This window comes from Streptococcus sp. NPS 308, from assembly GCF_002355895.1.
Taxonomy (GTDB): domain Bacteria; phylum Bacillota; class Bacilli; order Lactobacillales; family Streptococcaceae; genus Streptococcus.
In genome coordinates this window covers 1,870,618-1,886,274 of sequence record NZ_AP017652.1, presented here as the reverse complement: position 1 = coordinate 1,886,274, position 15,657 = coordinate 1,870,618, and the positions used below count along the sequence as shown (strand labels likewise).

The 15,657-nt window shown below is 42.2% G+C and carries 12 protein-coding genes; all 12 read left to right on the top strand.

The window, feature by feature from the left end:
- The first annotated feature begins 9 nt into the window (after nt 1-9).
- The 12 genes from SNAG_RS09525 to SNAG_RS09470 all read left to right on the top strand — a co-directional run bounded on the left by SNAG_RS09525 (nt 10) and on the right by SNAG_RS09470 (nt 15,632).
- Nucleotides 10-732 carry a CoA transferase subunit A gene (locus SNAG_RS09525; RefSeq protein ID WP_000869892.1) on the top strand — a complete coding sequence of 241 codons (723 nt, stop codon included), beginning with the start codon at nt 10-12 and terminating at the stop codon, nt 730-732.
- A 1-nt stretch (nt 733) separates the two neighbouring features.
- Nucleotides 734-1,384 (top strand): 3-oxoacid CoA-transferase subunit B, encoded by a 651-nt coding sequence (locus SNAG_RS09520; protein WP_000644729.1) that lies wholly within the window; start codon nt 734-736, stop codon nt 1,382-1,384.
- A 194-nt stretch (nt 1,385-1,578) separates the two neighbouring features.
- Nucleotides 1,579-2,487: a LysR family transcriptional regulator gene (locus tag SNAG_RS09515; RefSeq protein WP_160312967.1), complete on the top strand. Its 909-nt coding sequence runs from the start codon at nt 1,579-1,581 to the stop codon at nt 2,485-2,487.
- Between the two features lie 15 nt (nt 2,488-2,502).
- Nucleotides 2,503-3,615, top strand: a complete 1,113-nt coding sequence (locus SNAG_RS09510; RefSeq protein WP_096408708.1) for an acyl-CoA dehydrogenase family protein — start codon at nt 2,503-2,505, stop codon at nt 3,613-3,615.
- Between the two features lie 3 nt (nt 3,616-3,618).
- The gene (locus SNAG_RS09505; RefSeq protein ID WP_000829421.1) at nt 3,619-4,536 is read left to right on the top strand and encodes an MBL fold metallo-hydrolase; all 918 of its coding nucleotides are present in this window, start codon (nt 3,619-3,621) and stop codon (nt 4,534-4,536) included.
- A gap of 64 nt (nt 4,537-4,600) precedes the next feature.
- Nucleotides 4,601-5,581: a nitronate monooxygenase gene (locus SNAG_RS09500; protein WP_255261433.1), complete on the top strand. Its 981-nt coding sequence runs from the start codon at nt 4,601-4,603 to the stop codon at nt 5,579-5,581.
- A gap of 175 nt (nt 5,582-5,756) precedes the next feature.
- Nucleotides 5,757-7,730 carry a DHH family phosphoesterase gene (locus SNAG_RS09495; RefSeq protein WP_096408705.1) on the top strand — a complete coding sequence of 658 codons (1,974 nt, stop codon included), beginning with the start codon at nt 5,757-5,759 and terminating at the stop codon, nt 7,728-7,730.
- A complete protein-coding gene (gene rplI, locus SNAG_RS09490; protein ID WP_000864211.1) occupies nt 7,727-8,179 on the top strand; it encodes a 50S ribosomal protein L9 in 453 nt (150 codons plus the stop codon). Before SNAG_RS09495 ends, rplI begins: the two co-directional genes overlap by 4 nt.
- A 43-nt stretch (nt 8,180-8,222) precedes the next feature.
- Nucleotides 8,223-9,575, top strand: coding sequence for a replicative DNA helicase (gene dnaB / locus SNAG_RS09485; RefSeq protein WP_096408703.1), 1,353 nt, complete (start codon nt 8,223-8,225; stop codon nt 9,573-9,575).
- 1 nt (nt 9,576) lies between these two features.
- Nucleotides 9,577-9,849, top strand: coding sequence for a Veg family protein (locus SNAG_RS09480; protein ID WP_001278164.1), 273 nt, complete (start codon nt 9,577-9,579; stop codon nt 9,847-9,849).
- A gap of 90 nt (nt 9,850-9,939) precedes the next feature.
- Nucleotides 9,940-11,049: an N-acetylmuramoyl-L-alanine amidase family protein gene (locus tag SNAG_RS09475; RefSeq protein WP_096408700.1), complete on the top strand. Its 1,110-nt coding sequence runs from the start codon at nt 9,940-9,942 to the stop codon at nt 11,047-11,049.
- Between the two features lie 107 nt (nt 11,050-11,156).
- The gene (locus tag SNAG_RS09470; RefSeq protein ID WP_096408698.1) at nt 11,157-15,632 is read left to right on the top strand and encodes an SIALI-17 repeat-containing surface protein; all 4,476 of its coding nucleotides are present in this window, start codon (nt 11,157-11,159) and stop codon (nt 15,630-15,632) included.
- Nucleotides 15,633-15,657 lie beyond the last annotated feature (25 nt).

Here is a 15,657-nt window from a genome sequence, read left to right as displayed (position 1 = left end):
AGATAGGTTATGAAAGTTGTAACATTGTCTGAAGCTATTTCCTTGATTCATTCAGGAGATAAAGTTGGTATTTCTGGATTTCTCGGAGTAGGAGAACCACTTGAGTTAATTGAGGAACTGGTTCGTCAAAACCAGCAAGATTTGACCTTGGTGTCTGTTGTAACCTCTCAACCCGGTAAGGAAGTTGGAGTTGGTCGTCTTTGTGAAAACCATCAGGTTACAAAATACATTGCAGCCCATGTAGGGACATCTGCTGCTGCTCAGCATGATTATTTCTCAGGAGCCATGAAAGTGGAGTTCACTCCGATGGGAACTGTCGTAGAACGTTTGCATGCTGCGGGTGCGGGTCTTGGAGCAGTCTTAACACCAACAGGTGTAGGAACAATTCTTGAAGATGAGCACGAAAAAGTGACTCGAAATGGAAAAGAATATTTGATTTATGATCCATTGAAAATCGATGTTGCCTTGATTAAAGCTACTAAGGCGGATAAGTATGGCAACCTTTATCTAGATGGGACTACTAAAAATATCTCTCTTCAACTCGCTCTAGCGGCTGACACAGTCATTGTTGAGACAAACGAGTTGGTTGAAGCCGGAGAAATTGATCCAAATGATATTTACATCCCTGGTATCCTAGTTGACTATGTCGTTCAAGGATTGACACCACAAGAACATCATCAGATGATGGGAGACTTGTGGACAGAGACAAACAAACTGGCGGGGGTGAAATAAGATGAAAGCAAAAGAAATTATCGCAAGACGTGTAGCGCTTGAATTTAAAGATGGAGATGTGGTCAATCTTGGATTTGGGATTCCAAACGCCTCTGCTGATTACATCCCTGAAGGTGTAAATGTTATTTTGCAGGCAGAAAATGGCGCCCTTCGATTTGGAGAAACACCAACCAAGGACAACTATAATGCCAATTTAGCGAACTCAGGTGGAGCTCCTATCACATTGTTGCCCGGAGCAGCCTTGTTTGATCTACAAACTTCCTTTGCCATTATTCGTGGTGGACACGTGGATGCAACTGTTCTTGGAGCTCTTGAAGTAAGTCAAGATGGAAGCATTGCCAACTGGATTATCCCAGGGAAATTTGCTCCTGGTATGGGTGGTGCAATGGACTTATTGGTAGGTGCTAAGCGTGTAATTGCAGCGATCCAACATACTACAGGTGGTGAATCTAAATTATTGAAAGAGTGCACATTACCGCTATCAGCTAAAGGAGTATTGGATCTTGTCATCACAGAATTAGCTGTTTTTGGATTCAAAGATGGTAAATTCCTGTTGAAAGAGCTGGCTCCTGGTGTGACATTAGAAGAAGTTCTTGAAAAAACAGCTGGGGAAGTCATTGTCTCAGAAGACCTAAAAACAATGCCGATTTAAGCAAAAAAAGAGCTATTTTCTACTTAGTGTGTTATGATATAAACTAGATAATATTGTAAGCGCTTTATATACAACGTTAAAATGAAGTATTCGAAATGTTATTTCGATAAAAAGTCAGTAGACAACTATCAAACACTAGAATAGTTGTCTAATTGACTTGCTAAAATAGTGAAGGAAAGCTAGGTGATGGGTAAGTGGATATTATCCAAATGAACTATTTCATCAATATCATAGAATGCGGATGCAACCTTTCCATTGCTGCAAAGAAGATTCACATTAGTCAATCAGCCTTGAGTCAGTTCGTGACAAATTTTGAAGCAGCTGAAGGGGTTCAATTATTCAATCGCAAGAATGGAAGGTTAGAAAGTTTAACAGAGGCGGGACGCAAAATTTATCGTTATGCGACCGAGATTGTGAATCGACATGAAGAAATGCTTTCCATGATCCATATAGAAGCTCAAAAGCAAAAAGGCACCATTAATCTTGGTATTCCGTCCTTGATTTTACGAGTTTACTTTGCTAGTGCTTTGCCTCATTTTCTGAAAAATAATCCTCATATCCATATCCAGGTTACGGAAGGTGGAGGGAAGGAAATTCGTCAAAAAATGGTTGATGGAGATTTGAATCTCTCTATTCTGATAGAGCCTACGAGCCTGGATGCTAAAAAATATGAACAACATATCATTCAATTGGATGAATACGTTGCTTATATGGATAAGGATCATCCGCTGGCTCAGAAAAGCTTGTTGGAATGGTCTGATATTGCTAGTTATGAATTGGCAACCTTCAACAAAACATTTACGACTTATGATTTAGTGACAGAAAAACTTCGTTCACAACGAATAGAGGCTAAATTTGCTTATCTTTCCTCTACTTGGGACTTCCTAGTTGAATCAACTCATCAGACAGATTTGATTGCCCTTTTGCCAAGGCCGGTTGAATATTTTGTGGATAAGAGTCGTTTTAAGGCGGTTAGATTCAAGGATCCGATTCCATTTAATATTTGGTTTTGTAGACCCTATAAAAACTCCTACAATGAAGTAGAGTCTTATGTGTATGAAGAATTGTTGAAAGATTATTACCAACCGTTTTCTGACAACTAAGATGAGGTGAATGCGATGACCTATAATGACGTGCTGGCGCGAGAATTGAAGGCAGACGTGAAAGTGTTGATTCGGGACTATTTTAAGTCTCGTGAGGATGAACAACAGTTCCCTAGAGAATTGCTTTATCAGTTTATTGAGCAATTTGATATCTTTTCCTTGCTTTTAGATAGTCAAGATTCTGTTTTGAGAACCGAGTTTTTGACCTTTATTCGCTTGATTTCAAAAGATTTTCCTGCTTTTTCTGCTGTTCTACTAACTCAGGCATGTTATGGTATCTATCCTATTTTACAATATGGGAGTCAGGAACAAAAATCGCGTTATGTAGAACCATTAGTGAGGGGAGAAATCTTAGCTGGCTTGGGATTTTCTGAAGGGAAATTGATGGAAAGCTTGGAGGTTATTGCAACAACCGCAAGGAAAACAGAGGCAGGTTGGTCTTTAACTGGGAAGAAGTCAATTGTATCAAATTGCCGCTATACAGATATTTTGTTAATCTTAGCCAAGGTTGAGGAAACTAACGGAGAAGATGGATATGGATTTTTCATTGTTGATACGACTCGACCGGGGGTTGCTTTTGGAGATGATATAGCAAAACCTGGTTTACAGGGTTTACCTGTGAATTCGGTAACTTTTGATCGGGTCATATTGCCAGAAGATAGTCTGCTTGGATTGACCTTAAATGGGGAAACTCAGTTAAATGATATTATCAAAAAATTACAGCTAGGATTAAGCGCAATCTCTATTGGTATCTCTGAGGGAGCTTTTGAAAAAGGTCTGGCTTTTGTAAAGGTCAAAAGAGGATTTGGGAAACGATTAATCGATGCGACAGTCTATCAGAATCAATTTGTAGACTTGTATACTAAGCTGTGTGCGGCTGAATCTTACTTTGCTTCCTACAAGGACAGGATGAAGGCGGATTCTCTCTTTGTATCTCAGATAAAACTTTATACGACAAAAGTAGCAATTGAGATTTCTGAGGAAATTATTAGATTAATTGGACCTCTTCAAACCTTGGATGACATCCCCATAGACCGTTATCTAAAGGATGCCAAAACGATTGAAATCTATGGAAAATCTGGGGATTCGATTCGTAAAAGAATAGCAGCCCAATGGATAAAGGAGTAAAGCATGGCAGAACTCACCTTACAGGAATATCAATTTCATGATATGAAACTGACATGGCTACGTGGAGCCGATAAATTGACGGATGCAGGGACTCTTTTTGGTCCGGTTCCGAAAGTTGTGTGGTCTCGTTACTACCCAACAAATGATGCTAATATGATGGCGGAGTTGACGGATCCTATTTTGATCCAGTACAAGGGTAAAAATTACTTGATAGATGCAAGTTTTGATACAGCAAAATTATCCGATAAACAAAGGCGCAACTTAGGAATCTTGTCTGAAAGTCGGGTAGAAGAAAGTTTAGCTCTTTTAGGACTATCGCCTGAAGACATTGACGTCGTTCTGATGACACATATGCACCATGACCATTCTGGTGGCTTGACGTATGTGAATGATCAAGGGAAGCTGGTTTCCAAGTATCCAAACGCCAAGATTATTGTGAATGATGTCGAATGGTATGAGATGAGAAACCCTAATAATCGAACGCGGGGAACTTATTTAAGAGAAAATTGGGAACCGATTCAAGATCAGGTGACGACTTTCTCAGAGTATATCAATGTCATTCCAGAAATCCAAATGATTCATACAAGTGGTCACAGCAATGGCCACAGTATTATCTTGCTCAAACAGGGGAAAGATACGATGATCCATATGGGGGACTTGATGTTATCACATGTTCATCGAAATCCTCTCTGGGTTCCAGCAGTTGATGATTATCCTATGAAATCAATTTTAGCCAAAGAGAAGTGGTTGCGTCAGGCTTTTGAGAATCATTATAAGTTTTTCTTTTACCATGATCAATTTTTCGCGGTGGTAGAGTTTGACAAGGATGGGAAGGAATTTGTAGATTATGTTCTACGTTCTCGCCCCCCACTTATTCCTTTTACAGATCAGCAGGATCGTAAGCCAGACTTTTTAGGATAGCAGAATATGAGGAGACAAATGTAACATTTTCTTGTTGACGGGGATATTGGTGAATCATGCATCCATTTGCCAACAAGAATCAACAGAAAATAAAAGGAGGACTCATATGTCAATTACAAAACTTTTACAGATTCAATATCCAATTTTCCAAGGGGCTATGGCTCAAATCTCGCACTATCAACTAGCAGCAGCTGTTTCTGAGGCTGGAGGTCTGGGAATTATCGCTTCGGGTGGTATGACCGGAGAACAGTTGCGTGAAGAAATTCGTGAACTGAGAAAGTTGACAGATAAGCCTTTTGGTGTCAACATCATGTTGATGATGAAAAATATCAAGGATATTGTGACTGTTATCATCGAAGAAAAGGTTCCAGTGGTAACTACAGGTGCAGGAACTCCTAAGCATATTATGCCTTACTTGAAAGAAGCAGGAATCAAGGTTATTCCAGTTATTGCCAGTGTCAAGCATGCTCAAAAGATGCAAGAATTGGGAGTTGATGCTGTAATCGCTGAAGGTTCAGAAGCTGGTGGCCATATTGGAGAGACCAATACAATGGCTCTTATCCCACAAATCGTTGATGCGGTAACGATTCCAGTCATTGCTGCAGGAGGTGTGGCAGATGGTCGTGGACTTGCTGCTGCGATTGCCCTAGGTGCACAAGGAGTTCAAATGGGAACAGTTTTTCTTGCTTCAGAAGAATGTCCAATTTCTCCTGCCTATAAAGAAGCTATTTTGGCGGCAAGTGATACAGCGACTGCGGTTACAGGTCGCATCGCGGGAGCGCCAGTTCGTTGTATTCGCAATGAGATGACGGATCATTACATTGAATTAGAGCAGAAAGGTACAAATCGAGAGGAACTGGAAGAAATTACGATCGGTTCTCTATCTAAGGCTGTCTATGAAGGTGATACAGTTCATGGTTCAATGATGAGCGGACAAATTGCGGGTTTGGTGAAAGACATCAAACCATGTAAGGCTATTTTAGAATCAATTGTGAAACAGGCGCAAGAGCGCCTACAAGATATTCGACTAGAATTAGGTGAATAATGTAATCTAGGCGGAAGATTCTGCACTGATGTGGAAAAAGGAGAGCGAGGCATTTGCTCTCCTTTTTTATGTATGGTTTCTTTAAGAGCATCTTACTATAATAAAAGCAGTGCTTTCTCTTTAAAGGTCGCTTTTTAAGGGCATTTGTGATATAATAATGCGCAAGAGGTTTAGAATGAAAAAAAATAATTTAACTCCGAATTCTGCGATTCTACTAGGGCTTGCAACTTTCGGAACCTTAACAATGCTGATTATTTTTTCACAAAATAATGTTGTAACAATCAGTGTCTTGTTTTTATTTGTACTTCTTTATCTGCTTTTATTTGTCTGGCAAAAAAAACAGTATGAAAAGAGCGAAATTGAACAAATCCAATATGTAAATCACCAAGCCGAAGATAGTTTAAACACGCTGCTCGAACAAATGCCGGTTGGTGTTCTGAAATTAGACCTATCTACTGGCGAAGTGGAATGGTTTAATCCTTATGCTGAGTTGATTTTGACTACTGAAGAAGGCGAAATTGATGTTGAATTGATTCAAACCATCATCAAAGCTTCGGTGGGGAACCCAGGTTCTTACGCTACCTTGGGGGAAACACGCTATGCCGTTCATATGGACAAGGCTTCGGGTGTCCTGTATTTCTTTGACGTTTCAGGGGAATATGAAGCAACTGTTGAATTGGTAACGAGTCGACCAGTGATTGGGGTCATCTCGGTCGATAACTACGATGATCTAGAAGATGCAACTTCGGATTCGGATATCAGTCATATCAATAGTTTTGTGGCCAACTTTGTATCGGAGTTTGCGGAGAAGTATGCCATGTTTTCTCGGCGAGTGGGGATGGATCGGTTTTATCTATTTACTGATTATACCGTGCTTGAGGAATTGATGAATGATAAGTTCTCTGTCATTGATGTTTTCCGCGAAGAGTCGAAACAGAGACAATTGCCCTTGACTTTAAGTATGGGATTTTCTTATGGTGATGGAAATCATGATGAGATAGGAAAAGTTGCTCTCCTAAACTTGAACCTAGCCGAGGTTCGTGGTGGTGACCAGGTAGTTGTCAAGGAAAATGATGAAACCAAGAACCCAGTCTATTTTGGTGGTGGTTCCGCAGCCTCTGTTAAGAGAACAAGAACACGTACTAGAGCCATGATGACAGCTATTTCAGATAAAATTCGAAGTGTAGATCAAGTCTTTGTAGTTGGTCACAAGAATCTAGATATGGATGCTTTGGGCTCAGCGGTTGGTATGCAATTGTTTGCGAGCAATATTACAGAAGACAGTTATGCAGTCTACGATGCAGATCAAATGTCGCCAGATATCGAGCGGGCTATCAACTTCTTGGAAAAAGAGGGTGTCACCAAGCTCTTGCCTCTGTCTGATGCGATGAGGCTAGTTACAAAGCGCTCTTTGTTGATTCTAGTAGATCATTCGAAGACAGCTTTGACCTTGTCCAAAGGTTTTTATGATCTATTCACGCAAACCATTGTCATTGACCATCATCGACGTGATCAGGATTTCCCTGAGAATGCAGTCATCACCTATATTGAAAGTGGGGCAAGTAGTGCCAGTGAGTTGGTCACAGAATTGATTCAGTTCCAAAATTCTAAGAAAAATCGTTTGAGTCGTATGCAGGCCAGTGTTTTGATGGCTGGTATGATGCTGGATACCAAGAATTTCACATCTCGCGTGACGAGCCGAACCTTTGATGTGGCTAGCTATCTGAGAACACGGGGAAGTGACAGTATTGCTATCCAGGAGATTGCTGCGACAGATTTTGAAGAGTACCGTGAGGTAAATGAACTCATTTTACAAGGTCGTAAGTTAGGTTCAGATATCTTGATTGCCCAAGCTAAGGACTCAATGTCTTATGACACAGTTGTTATCAGTAAAGCTGCCGATGCTATGTTGGCTATGTCTGGTATTGAAGCCAGCTTCGTTCTAGCAAAAAATACACAAGGATTTATCTCTATCTCGGCTCGAAGTCGTAGTAAAATCAATGTGCAACGCATTATGGAAGAGTTGGGTGGTGGAGGTCACTTTAATCTAGCTGCCGCGCAAATCGAGGATATGAGTTTGTCGGAAGCAGGAGAAAAATTGACTCAACTAATCTTGGAAGAACTAAAGGAAAAGGAGAAAGAAGAATGAAAGTAATCTTTTTAGCAGATGTTAAAGGAAAAGGGAAGAAAGGCGAAATTAAGGAAGTACCAACTGGCTACGCTCAAAACTTCCTGATTAAAAAGAATTTGGCCAAGGAAGCAACTGCTCAAGCAGTGGGTGAGTTGCGTGGAAAACAAAAATCAGAAGAAAAGGCTCATGCTGAAATGATTGCTGAAGCAAAAGCCATCAAGGCTAAGCTTGAGGCAGAAGAAACAGTTGTAGAGTTTGTTGAAAAGGTTGGACCAGATGGCCGTACATTTGGGTCCATCACCAACAAGAAGATTGCAGAAGAATTGCAAAAGCAATTTGGTATCAAGATTGACAAACGCAATATTCAAGTGCAAGCACCAATTCGAGCAGTAGGTTTGATTGATGTACCAGTGAAGATCTATCAAGATGTTACAAGTGTCATCAATCTTCGTGTAAAAGAAGGTTAAGTTTACAACTTCTTGACAAGATTGTAAAAGGAAGGAAAGTCGGATGGCAGAAGTAGAGGAACTGCGAGTTCAACCTCAGGATATTTTAGCAGAACAATCTGTTCTGGGGGCTATTTTTATAGATGAGAGTAAGCTCGTTTTTGTCCGAGAATACATTGATTCTCGTGACTTCTTTAAGTATGCTCATCGGTTGATTTTCCAAGCGATGGTAGACTTGTCGGATCGTGGAGAAGCGATAGATGCGACAACAGTTCGGACGATTTTGGATAGCCAAGGCGATTTGCAAAACATTGGTGGCTTGTCCTATCTTGTTGAAATTGTCAACTCTGTACCAACTTCAGCTAATGCGGAGTATTATGCTAAAATTGTTGCAGAAAAGGCTATGCTACGTCGCTTGATTTCCAAGTTGACAGAGTCTATCAACCAAGCCTATGAAGCTTCTAAGCCTGCAGATGAAATCATCGCTCAAGCAGAAAAGGGACTCATTGATGTCAGTGAAAACGCCAATCGTAGTGGTTTCAAGAATATTCGAGATATTCTGAATATCAACTTTGGGAACCTAGAAGTTCGGTCACAACAAACTACGGATATCACAGGTATTGCTACAGGCTATCGTGATTTGGACCATATGACGACAGGTCTCCACGAGGAGGAGCTGATTATCCTAGCGGCGCGACCAGCGGTTGGTAAGACGGCCTTTGCTTTGAACATTGCGCAGAACATCGGGACTAAGTTGGACAAGACGGTTGCTATCTTTTCGCTGGAAATGGGTGCAGAAAGCCTAGTAGACCGTATGTTGGCGGCAGAAGGTTTGGTGGAGTCTCATTCTATCCGTACTGGTCAATTGACCGATGAGGAGTGGCAAAAATATACCATTGCTCAAGGGAATCTAGCCAACGCGAGTATCTATATTGATGATACGCCAGGGATTCGAATCACGGAAATTCGTTCGCGCTCACGTAAATTGGCTCAAGAAACAGGCAATCTAGGCTTGATTTTGATCGACTACCTACAGCTTATCACAGGGACTGGTCGTGAGAATCGCCAACAAGAAGTCTCTGAAATTTCTCGTCAGTTAAAAATCTTAGCCAAGGAGCTAAAGGTTCCAGTCATTGCTCTCAGTCAGTTATCTCGTGGTGTGGAACAGCGTCAAGATAAGAGACCAGTCTTGTCTGATATTCGTGAATCGGGTTCTATTGAGCAGGATGCGGATATCGTAGCCTTTCTATACCGTGAAGACTACTATGATCGTGCGGGTGAAGAAGAGGAAGGAATTCCAAATAACAAGGTAGAGGTTATCATCGAGAAAAACCGTAGTGGAGCTCGTGGAACGGTGGAATTGATTTTCCAAAAAGAATACAATAAATTTTCAAGTATCTCAAAGAGGGAGGCATAAGATGTCAGATGCATTTACAGATGTAGCCAAGATGAAAAAAATCAAAGAAGAGATCAAGGCGCATGAGGGACAAGTCGTTGAAATGACTTTGGAAAATGGCCGTAAGCGCCAAAAAAACAGACTGGGTAAGTTAATTGAGGTTTATCCATCTTTATTTATCGTTGAATTTGGGGATGTTGAGGGAGACAAACAAGCCAATGTCTATGTTGAATCCTTCACTTATTCAGATATCTTAACAGAGAAGAATTTGATTCATTACCTAGACCAAGAATAAAACGAAGTGAGCTGAGCTCACTTTTTTCTTTTTCTCCCGAATAGTATAAAGGAGGGGAACCTCGGAAATTTATATTATTAAGGAGAATGAATGACGTTTTTAAAATCAGGAGTTAAGAAGAGTAGATGTACTCAGTTGAGTGTTGGACTGGCTACTTTGTTTGTTACAAGTACCTTTTTGTTTGGTGGAGAATCGGTTCAGGCTGATAGTGTAGCGCGTGGAGATGACTATCCGCTTCACTACAAAAATGGTAGTGTTGAAATTGATCAGTGGCGGATGTATTCTCGCCAGTGTACATCTTTTGCGGCCTTTCGTTTGAGTAGTGTAAATGGCTTTGAGATTCCTCCTGCCTACGGAAATGCGAATGAATGGGGACATCGGGCAAGGCGAGAAGGCTACCGTGTGGATACTAAGCCAGAAGTTGGATCTATTGCCTGGTCTACGGAAGGCTACTATGGGCATGTGGCCTGGGTATCTAATGTATCAGGGGATACAATTGAGATTGAAGAGTATAACTATGGAGTTCGAGAAAGGTATAACCGTCGAATAGTTAAAGCTAGCACTATGACAGGGTTTATTCATTTCAGGGATTTGTCCTCAAGTCGTGGAGTTAGCGAGGGGGCTCGCGGGTTAGAATTTTCGTCAAGTGGGACCATGGTCTTCACAAGAAAAATGCCAATTAGGAATCAACCATCAAGCGAAGGACAAGTCATTGATTATTACTACTCTGGGGAAAGTGTGCATTACGATCAGATCCTTGAAAAAGATGGGCATAAATGGCTCAGCTATCTATCTTACAGTGGTTCTAGACGATACGTTCAGTATGAAGAGTTAAGTGCTTCAGAAAATGGTTGGAAGAAAGAAGGTAGTATTTGGTATTACCAAGAGGACGGTAAGCAAGCGACAGGATGGAAGAAAATCAAGGGTGATTGGTATCATTTTAAGGAAAATGGTGTCATGTCAAGTGGCTGGGTTAAAGACGGCTCTCATTGGTATTATCTGAAGCCAACGGGTCAGATGCGGACGGGATGGCTTAAAGACAAGGGAACTTGGTATTATTTAGAGGAATCTGGTCGGATGAAAGCCAGTCAATGGTTCCAAGTCTCTGGTAAACATTACTATGTTGATTCTTCGGGAGCCTTAGCTGTTAATAGAGTAGTTGATGGCTACAAACTCGATAGTAATGGGGCGAGAATCTGATTTGCTCAATTTAATCATGGAAGTTTGAGTTGTTTAGGAAAGGAGTTGACGAAGAATGTACAATATAATATAATAATTACAAAAAGTAAAAAGAGGGGCGTTGTCTAATGGGCAAGAAGAAAGTTATTTTAACGAGTTTAGCAAGTGCAGCTGTTCTGGGAGCAGGTGTATTCGTTTCACAACCTTCAGTAGTTAAGGCAGATGGAGGAAAAGTAGAGGAGCAGGCAGCGACTCCCACACAACCACAAACTGCGCCAGAAGGTGAGAGCGGTGATCAAACTGAAAAGGGATTAGAAAACGCTAGTCCAGCTAATCCTGAAGCAACAAGTCTAGCCAAGATGACCAAAGAAGAATTGATGCAGGCTTTGGATGAGTTAGAAGAGCAGGCTATCAGTGATATCGAGTATAAGGAAGCGATTGAGGACAAAGAAGCTGCAGTTAAGGCTGTGAAGGAATATATCGGTAAGCTGTATATTTCAGATACCCTTGAGTCTGGAGAGCTCAGTTTAGACAATATTATCGCTGAATTACCAGAAGGTGCAGAAGATAAACCAGTGGTAACAGGTCCTGAAGCGAAAACAAATAAACAGTTGTCTGCTGAGGAGGTGGCACTGCTAGATCAAGCAGAAAAAGATGCGAGAGAGCAAGTTTCTCAAGCTATTGGAGCTTTATTGCAAGCTATAGAAGATCTTGAAAATTCTGTAATTGAAGAGATTAAGAAAGACACCTCTATTATAGACAAGGAAGCAGCAATTAAGGCAGCTAAGGAAGAGATTGGTAAAGAAGATCTTCTGAAGGCTATTGCAGATGAGGATTTGGAGATTGGTGATGTTATTGTAGATTGGCCAGCAGATACGAGCGAGCATAAGACGGAAGCTGAGCCTGTCTCAGAATTCACAGATGAAGACCAAGCTAAGTTAGATGAAGCTGATAAAGAGGCCCAGGTTGAGGCCGCTAAAGTTCGTTCAGATTTACTCGCTACCTTAGAAAAAATTGAACAAGAGACAATTGATGACCTGAACAAGGATGCTTCTATCACTGATAAAGAAGCGGCCATTAAGGCAGCTAAAGAAGTAATTGGTAAGGACGCCGTCTTGAAAGCTATCGAAGAAGGTGACCTTGACGCGTCAGACTTGTTAGCTGACCTCTTGGCAGGGGAAAGCGATCAGGTAACACCAGCCGAAGCGAAGACTCAATCACAACTTTCTAACCAAGTTCAAGCCAAACTCGCTGCAGCAGATAAGGAAGCTGCTGAGGAAACAAAAGCCCATAGCGAATTGTTGACAACCCTTGAGAGTATCGAACAATCAACAATCGAAGACATCAACAAGGACGCCTCTATTACTGACAAAGAAGCTGCGATTAAGGCAGCTAAAGAATTGATTGGCAAGGACGCTATCTTGAAAGCCATTGAAGATGGCGATATCGAAGCGTCAGACTTGTTAGCTGACTTCTTGGCAGAAGAGAGCGATCAGGTCACCCCAGCTGAAGCGAAGACTCATTCTCAACTTTCTAGCCAAGACCAAGCTACACTCGCTGCAGCGGACAAGGAAGCTGCCGAGAAAACCAAGAAAGAGGAAGAAGCTAAGAAGGCGGCAGAAGCCAAAGCCCACAGCGAATTGTTGACAACCCTTGAGAGTATCGAACAATCAACAATCGAAGACATCAACAAAGACGCCTCTATTACTGACAAAGAAGCTGCGATTAAGGCAGCTAAAGAATTGATTGGCAAGGACGCTATCTTGAAAGCTATCGAAGATGGCGATATCGAAGCGTCAGACTTGTTAGCTGACTTCTTGGCAGAGGAAAGCGATCAGGTCACCCCAGCTGAAGCGAAGACTCATTCTCAACTTTCTAGCCAAGACCAAGCTAAACTCACTGCAGCGGACAAGGAAGCAGCCGAGGAAGCTAAGAAAGAGGAAGAAGCTAAGAAGGCGGCAGAAGCCAAAGCCCACAGCGAATTGTTGACAACCCTTGAGAGTATCGAACAATCAACAATCGAAGACATCAACAAAGATGCCTCTATTACTGACAAAGAAGCTGCGATTAAGGCAGCTAAAGAAGTAATTGGCAAGGACGCTATCTTGAAAGCCATTGAAGATGGCGATATCGAAGCGTCAGACTTGTTAGCTGACTTCTTGGCAGAAGAGAGCGATCAGGTCACCCCAGCTGAAGCGAAGACTCATTCTCAACTTTCTAGCCAAGACCAAGCTACACTCGCTGCAGCGGACAAGGAAGCTGCCGAGAAAACCAAGAAAGAGGAAGAAGCTAAGAAGGCGGCAGAAGCCAAAGCCCACAGCGAATTGTTGACAACCCTTGAGAGTATCGAACAATCAACAATCGAAGACATCAACAAAGATGCCTCTATTACTGACAAAGAAGCTGCGATTAAGGCAGCTAAAGAAGTAATTGGCAAGGACGCTATCTTGAAAGCCATTGAAGATGGCGATATCGAAGCGTCAGACTTGTTAGCTGACTTCTTGGCAGAAGAGAGCGATCAGGTCACCCCAGCTGAAGCGAAGACTCATTCTCAACTTTCTAGCCAAGACCAAGCTACACTCGCTGCAGCGGACAAGGAAGCTGCCGAGAAAACCAAGAAAGAGGAAGAAGCTAAGAAGGCGGCAGAAGCCAAAGCCCACAGCGAATTGTTGACAACCCTTGAGAGTATCGAACAATCAACAATCGAAGACATCAACAAAGACGCCTCTATTACTGACAAAGAAGCTGCGATTAAGGCAGCTAAAGAATTGATTGGCAAGGACGCTATCTTGAAAGCCATTGAAGATGGCGATATCGAAGCGTCAGACTTGTTAGCTGACTTCTTGGCAGAGGAAAGCGATCAGGTCACCCCAGCTGAAGCGAAGACTCATTCTCAACTTTCTAGCCAAGACCAAGCCACACTTGCTGCAGCGGACAAGGAAGCAGCCGAGGAAACCAAGAAAGAGGAAGAAGCTAAGAAGGCAGCAGAAGCCAAAGCCCACAGCGAATTGTTGACAACCCTTGAGAGTATCGAACAATCAACAATCGAAGACATCAACAAGGACGCCTCTATTACTGACAAAGAAGCTGCGATTAAGGCAGCTAAAGAATTGATTGGCAAGGACGCTATCTTGAAAGCCATTGAAGATGGCGATATCGAAGCGTCAGACTTGTTAGCTGACTTCTTGGCAGAGGAAAGCGATCAGGTCACCCCAGCTGAAGCGAAGACTCATTCTCAACTTTCTAGCCAAGACCAAGCTACACTTGCTGCAGCGGACAAGGAAGCAGCCGAGGAAGCTAAGAAAGAGGAAGAAGCTAAGAAGGCGGCAGAAGCCAAAGCCCACAGCGAATTGTTGACAACCCTTGAGAGTATCGAACAATCAACAATCGAAGACATCAACAAGGACGCCTCTATTACTGACAAAGAAGCTGCGATTAAGGCAGCTAAAGAATTGATTGGCAAGGACGCTATCTTGAAAGCTATCGAAGATGGCGATATCGAAGCGTCAGACTTGTTAGCTGACTTCTTGGCAGAGGAAAGCGATCAGGTCACCCCAGCTGAAGCGAAGACTCATTCTCAACTTTCTAGCCAAGACCAAGCTACACTTGCTGCAGCGGACAAGGAAGCAGCAGAAGAAGCTAAGAAAGCAGAAGAAGCTAAGAAGGCAGAGGAAGCTAGGAAGGCTGAAGAAGCTAAGAAAGCAGAAGAAGCTAAGAAGGCAGAGGAAGCTAGGAAGGCTGAAGAAGCTAAGAAAGCAGAAGAAGCTAAGAAGGCAGAGGAAGCTAGGAAGGCAGAGGAGGCTAAGCGTCCAGAAACAAATACCAAGAAACAAGAACTTTTGAAATTAGAGAAAAAAGTTATTAAAATTAAAGAACAAATCTCTATTTCAAAAATGAATGGTGTTGAAAATAATCAAGTAAATGAATTGCAACAAGCATTGGCAGACTATGAGGATGCCATTAAGACTCTAAGTAGTGTCATGTCGGCTGTTCTTGAAATTGAAGACTTTAAAGGTGGAGTGAATGCAGTTGAAGCTGCGACTACAGAATTGCCAGAATACAAGCAAGGTGTAAACGCGGTAGAAGCTGCAGTAAATGAACTCCCAGTCTATGCAGAAAGCGGTGCTCCAGCAGTAGCGAATGTTCCAGTTTATGCAGAAAGCGGTGCTCCAGCAGTAGCGAATGTTCCAGTCTATGCAGAAAGCGGTGCTCCAGCAGTAGCGAATGTTCCAGTTTATGCAGAAAGCGGTGCTCCAGCAGTAGCGAATGTCCCAGTTTATGCAGAAAGTGGTGCTCCAGCAGTAGCGAATGTCCCAGTTTATGCAGAAAGCGGTGCTCCAGCAGTAGCCAATATTCCAGCCTATGCTGAAAAGATTGAACCAGCAGTAAACGAAGTTCCAGAATATACTGGCAGTGCGGTTCCTTTGGCTACAAATTCTACTCTCGGTACGAAACAAGATCGTACCTACAAAGCCCCTGCAGCAACGGATGAGCAGCTCCTTCCAAATACTGGAAGCCAGGACACCTCAGCAGTCGGATCGCTCGGATTTATCGGTCTCCTTCTTGGTTTGCTACCATTTGCAAAGAGAAGATTGAACAAATAAATTGCCTAACATTGATACAAGAAAA

What these genes read in the sequence shown, in the direction of transcription:
- SNAG_RS09495 (WP_096408705.1), top strand. Translation starts at nt 5,757, where the DNA reads ATGAAAAAAAATAATTTAACTCCGAATTCTGCGATTCTACTAGGGCTT.
- SNAG_RS09510 (WP_096408708.1), top strand. Translation starts at nt 2,503, where the DNA reads ATGACCTATAATGACGTGCTGGCGCGAGAATTGAAGGCAGACGTGAAA.
- SNAG_RS09525 (WP_000869892.1), top strand. Translation starts at nt 10, where the DNA reads ATGAAAGTTGTAACATTGTCTGAAGCTATTTCCTTGATTCATTCAGGA.
- SNAG_RS09475 (WP_096408700.1), top strand. Translation starts at nt 9,940, where the DNA reads ATGACGTTTTTAAAATCAGGAGTTAAGAAGAGTAGATGTACTCAGTTG.
- SNAG_RS09480 (WP_001278164.1), top strand. Translation starts at nt 9,577, where the DNA reads ATGTCAGATGCATTTACAGATGTAGCCAAGATGAAAAAAATCAAAGAA.
- dnaB (WP_096408703.1), top strand. Translation starts at nt 8,223, where the DNA reads ATGGCAGAAGTAGAGGAACTGCGAGTTCAACCTCAGGATATTTTAGCA.
- SNAG_RS09505 (WP_000829421.1), top strand. Translation starts at nt 3,619, where the DNA reads ATGGCAGAACTCACCTTACAGGAATATCAATTTCATGATATGAAACTG.
- rplI (WP_000864211.1), top strand. Translation starts at nt 7,727, where the DNA reads ATGAAAGTAATCTTTTTAGCAGATGTTAAAGGAAAAGGGAAGAAAGGC.
- SNAG_RS09470 (WP_096408698.1), top strand. Translation starts at nt 11,157, where the DNA reads ATGGGCAAGAAGAAAGTTATTTTAACGAGTTTAGCAAGTGCAGCTGTT.
- SNAG_RS09520 (WP_000644729.1), top strand. Translation starts at nt 734, where the DNA reads ATGAAAGCAAAAGAAATTATCGCAAGACGTGTAGCGCTTGAATTTAAA.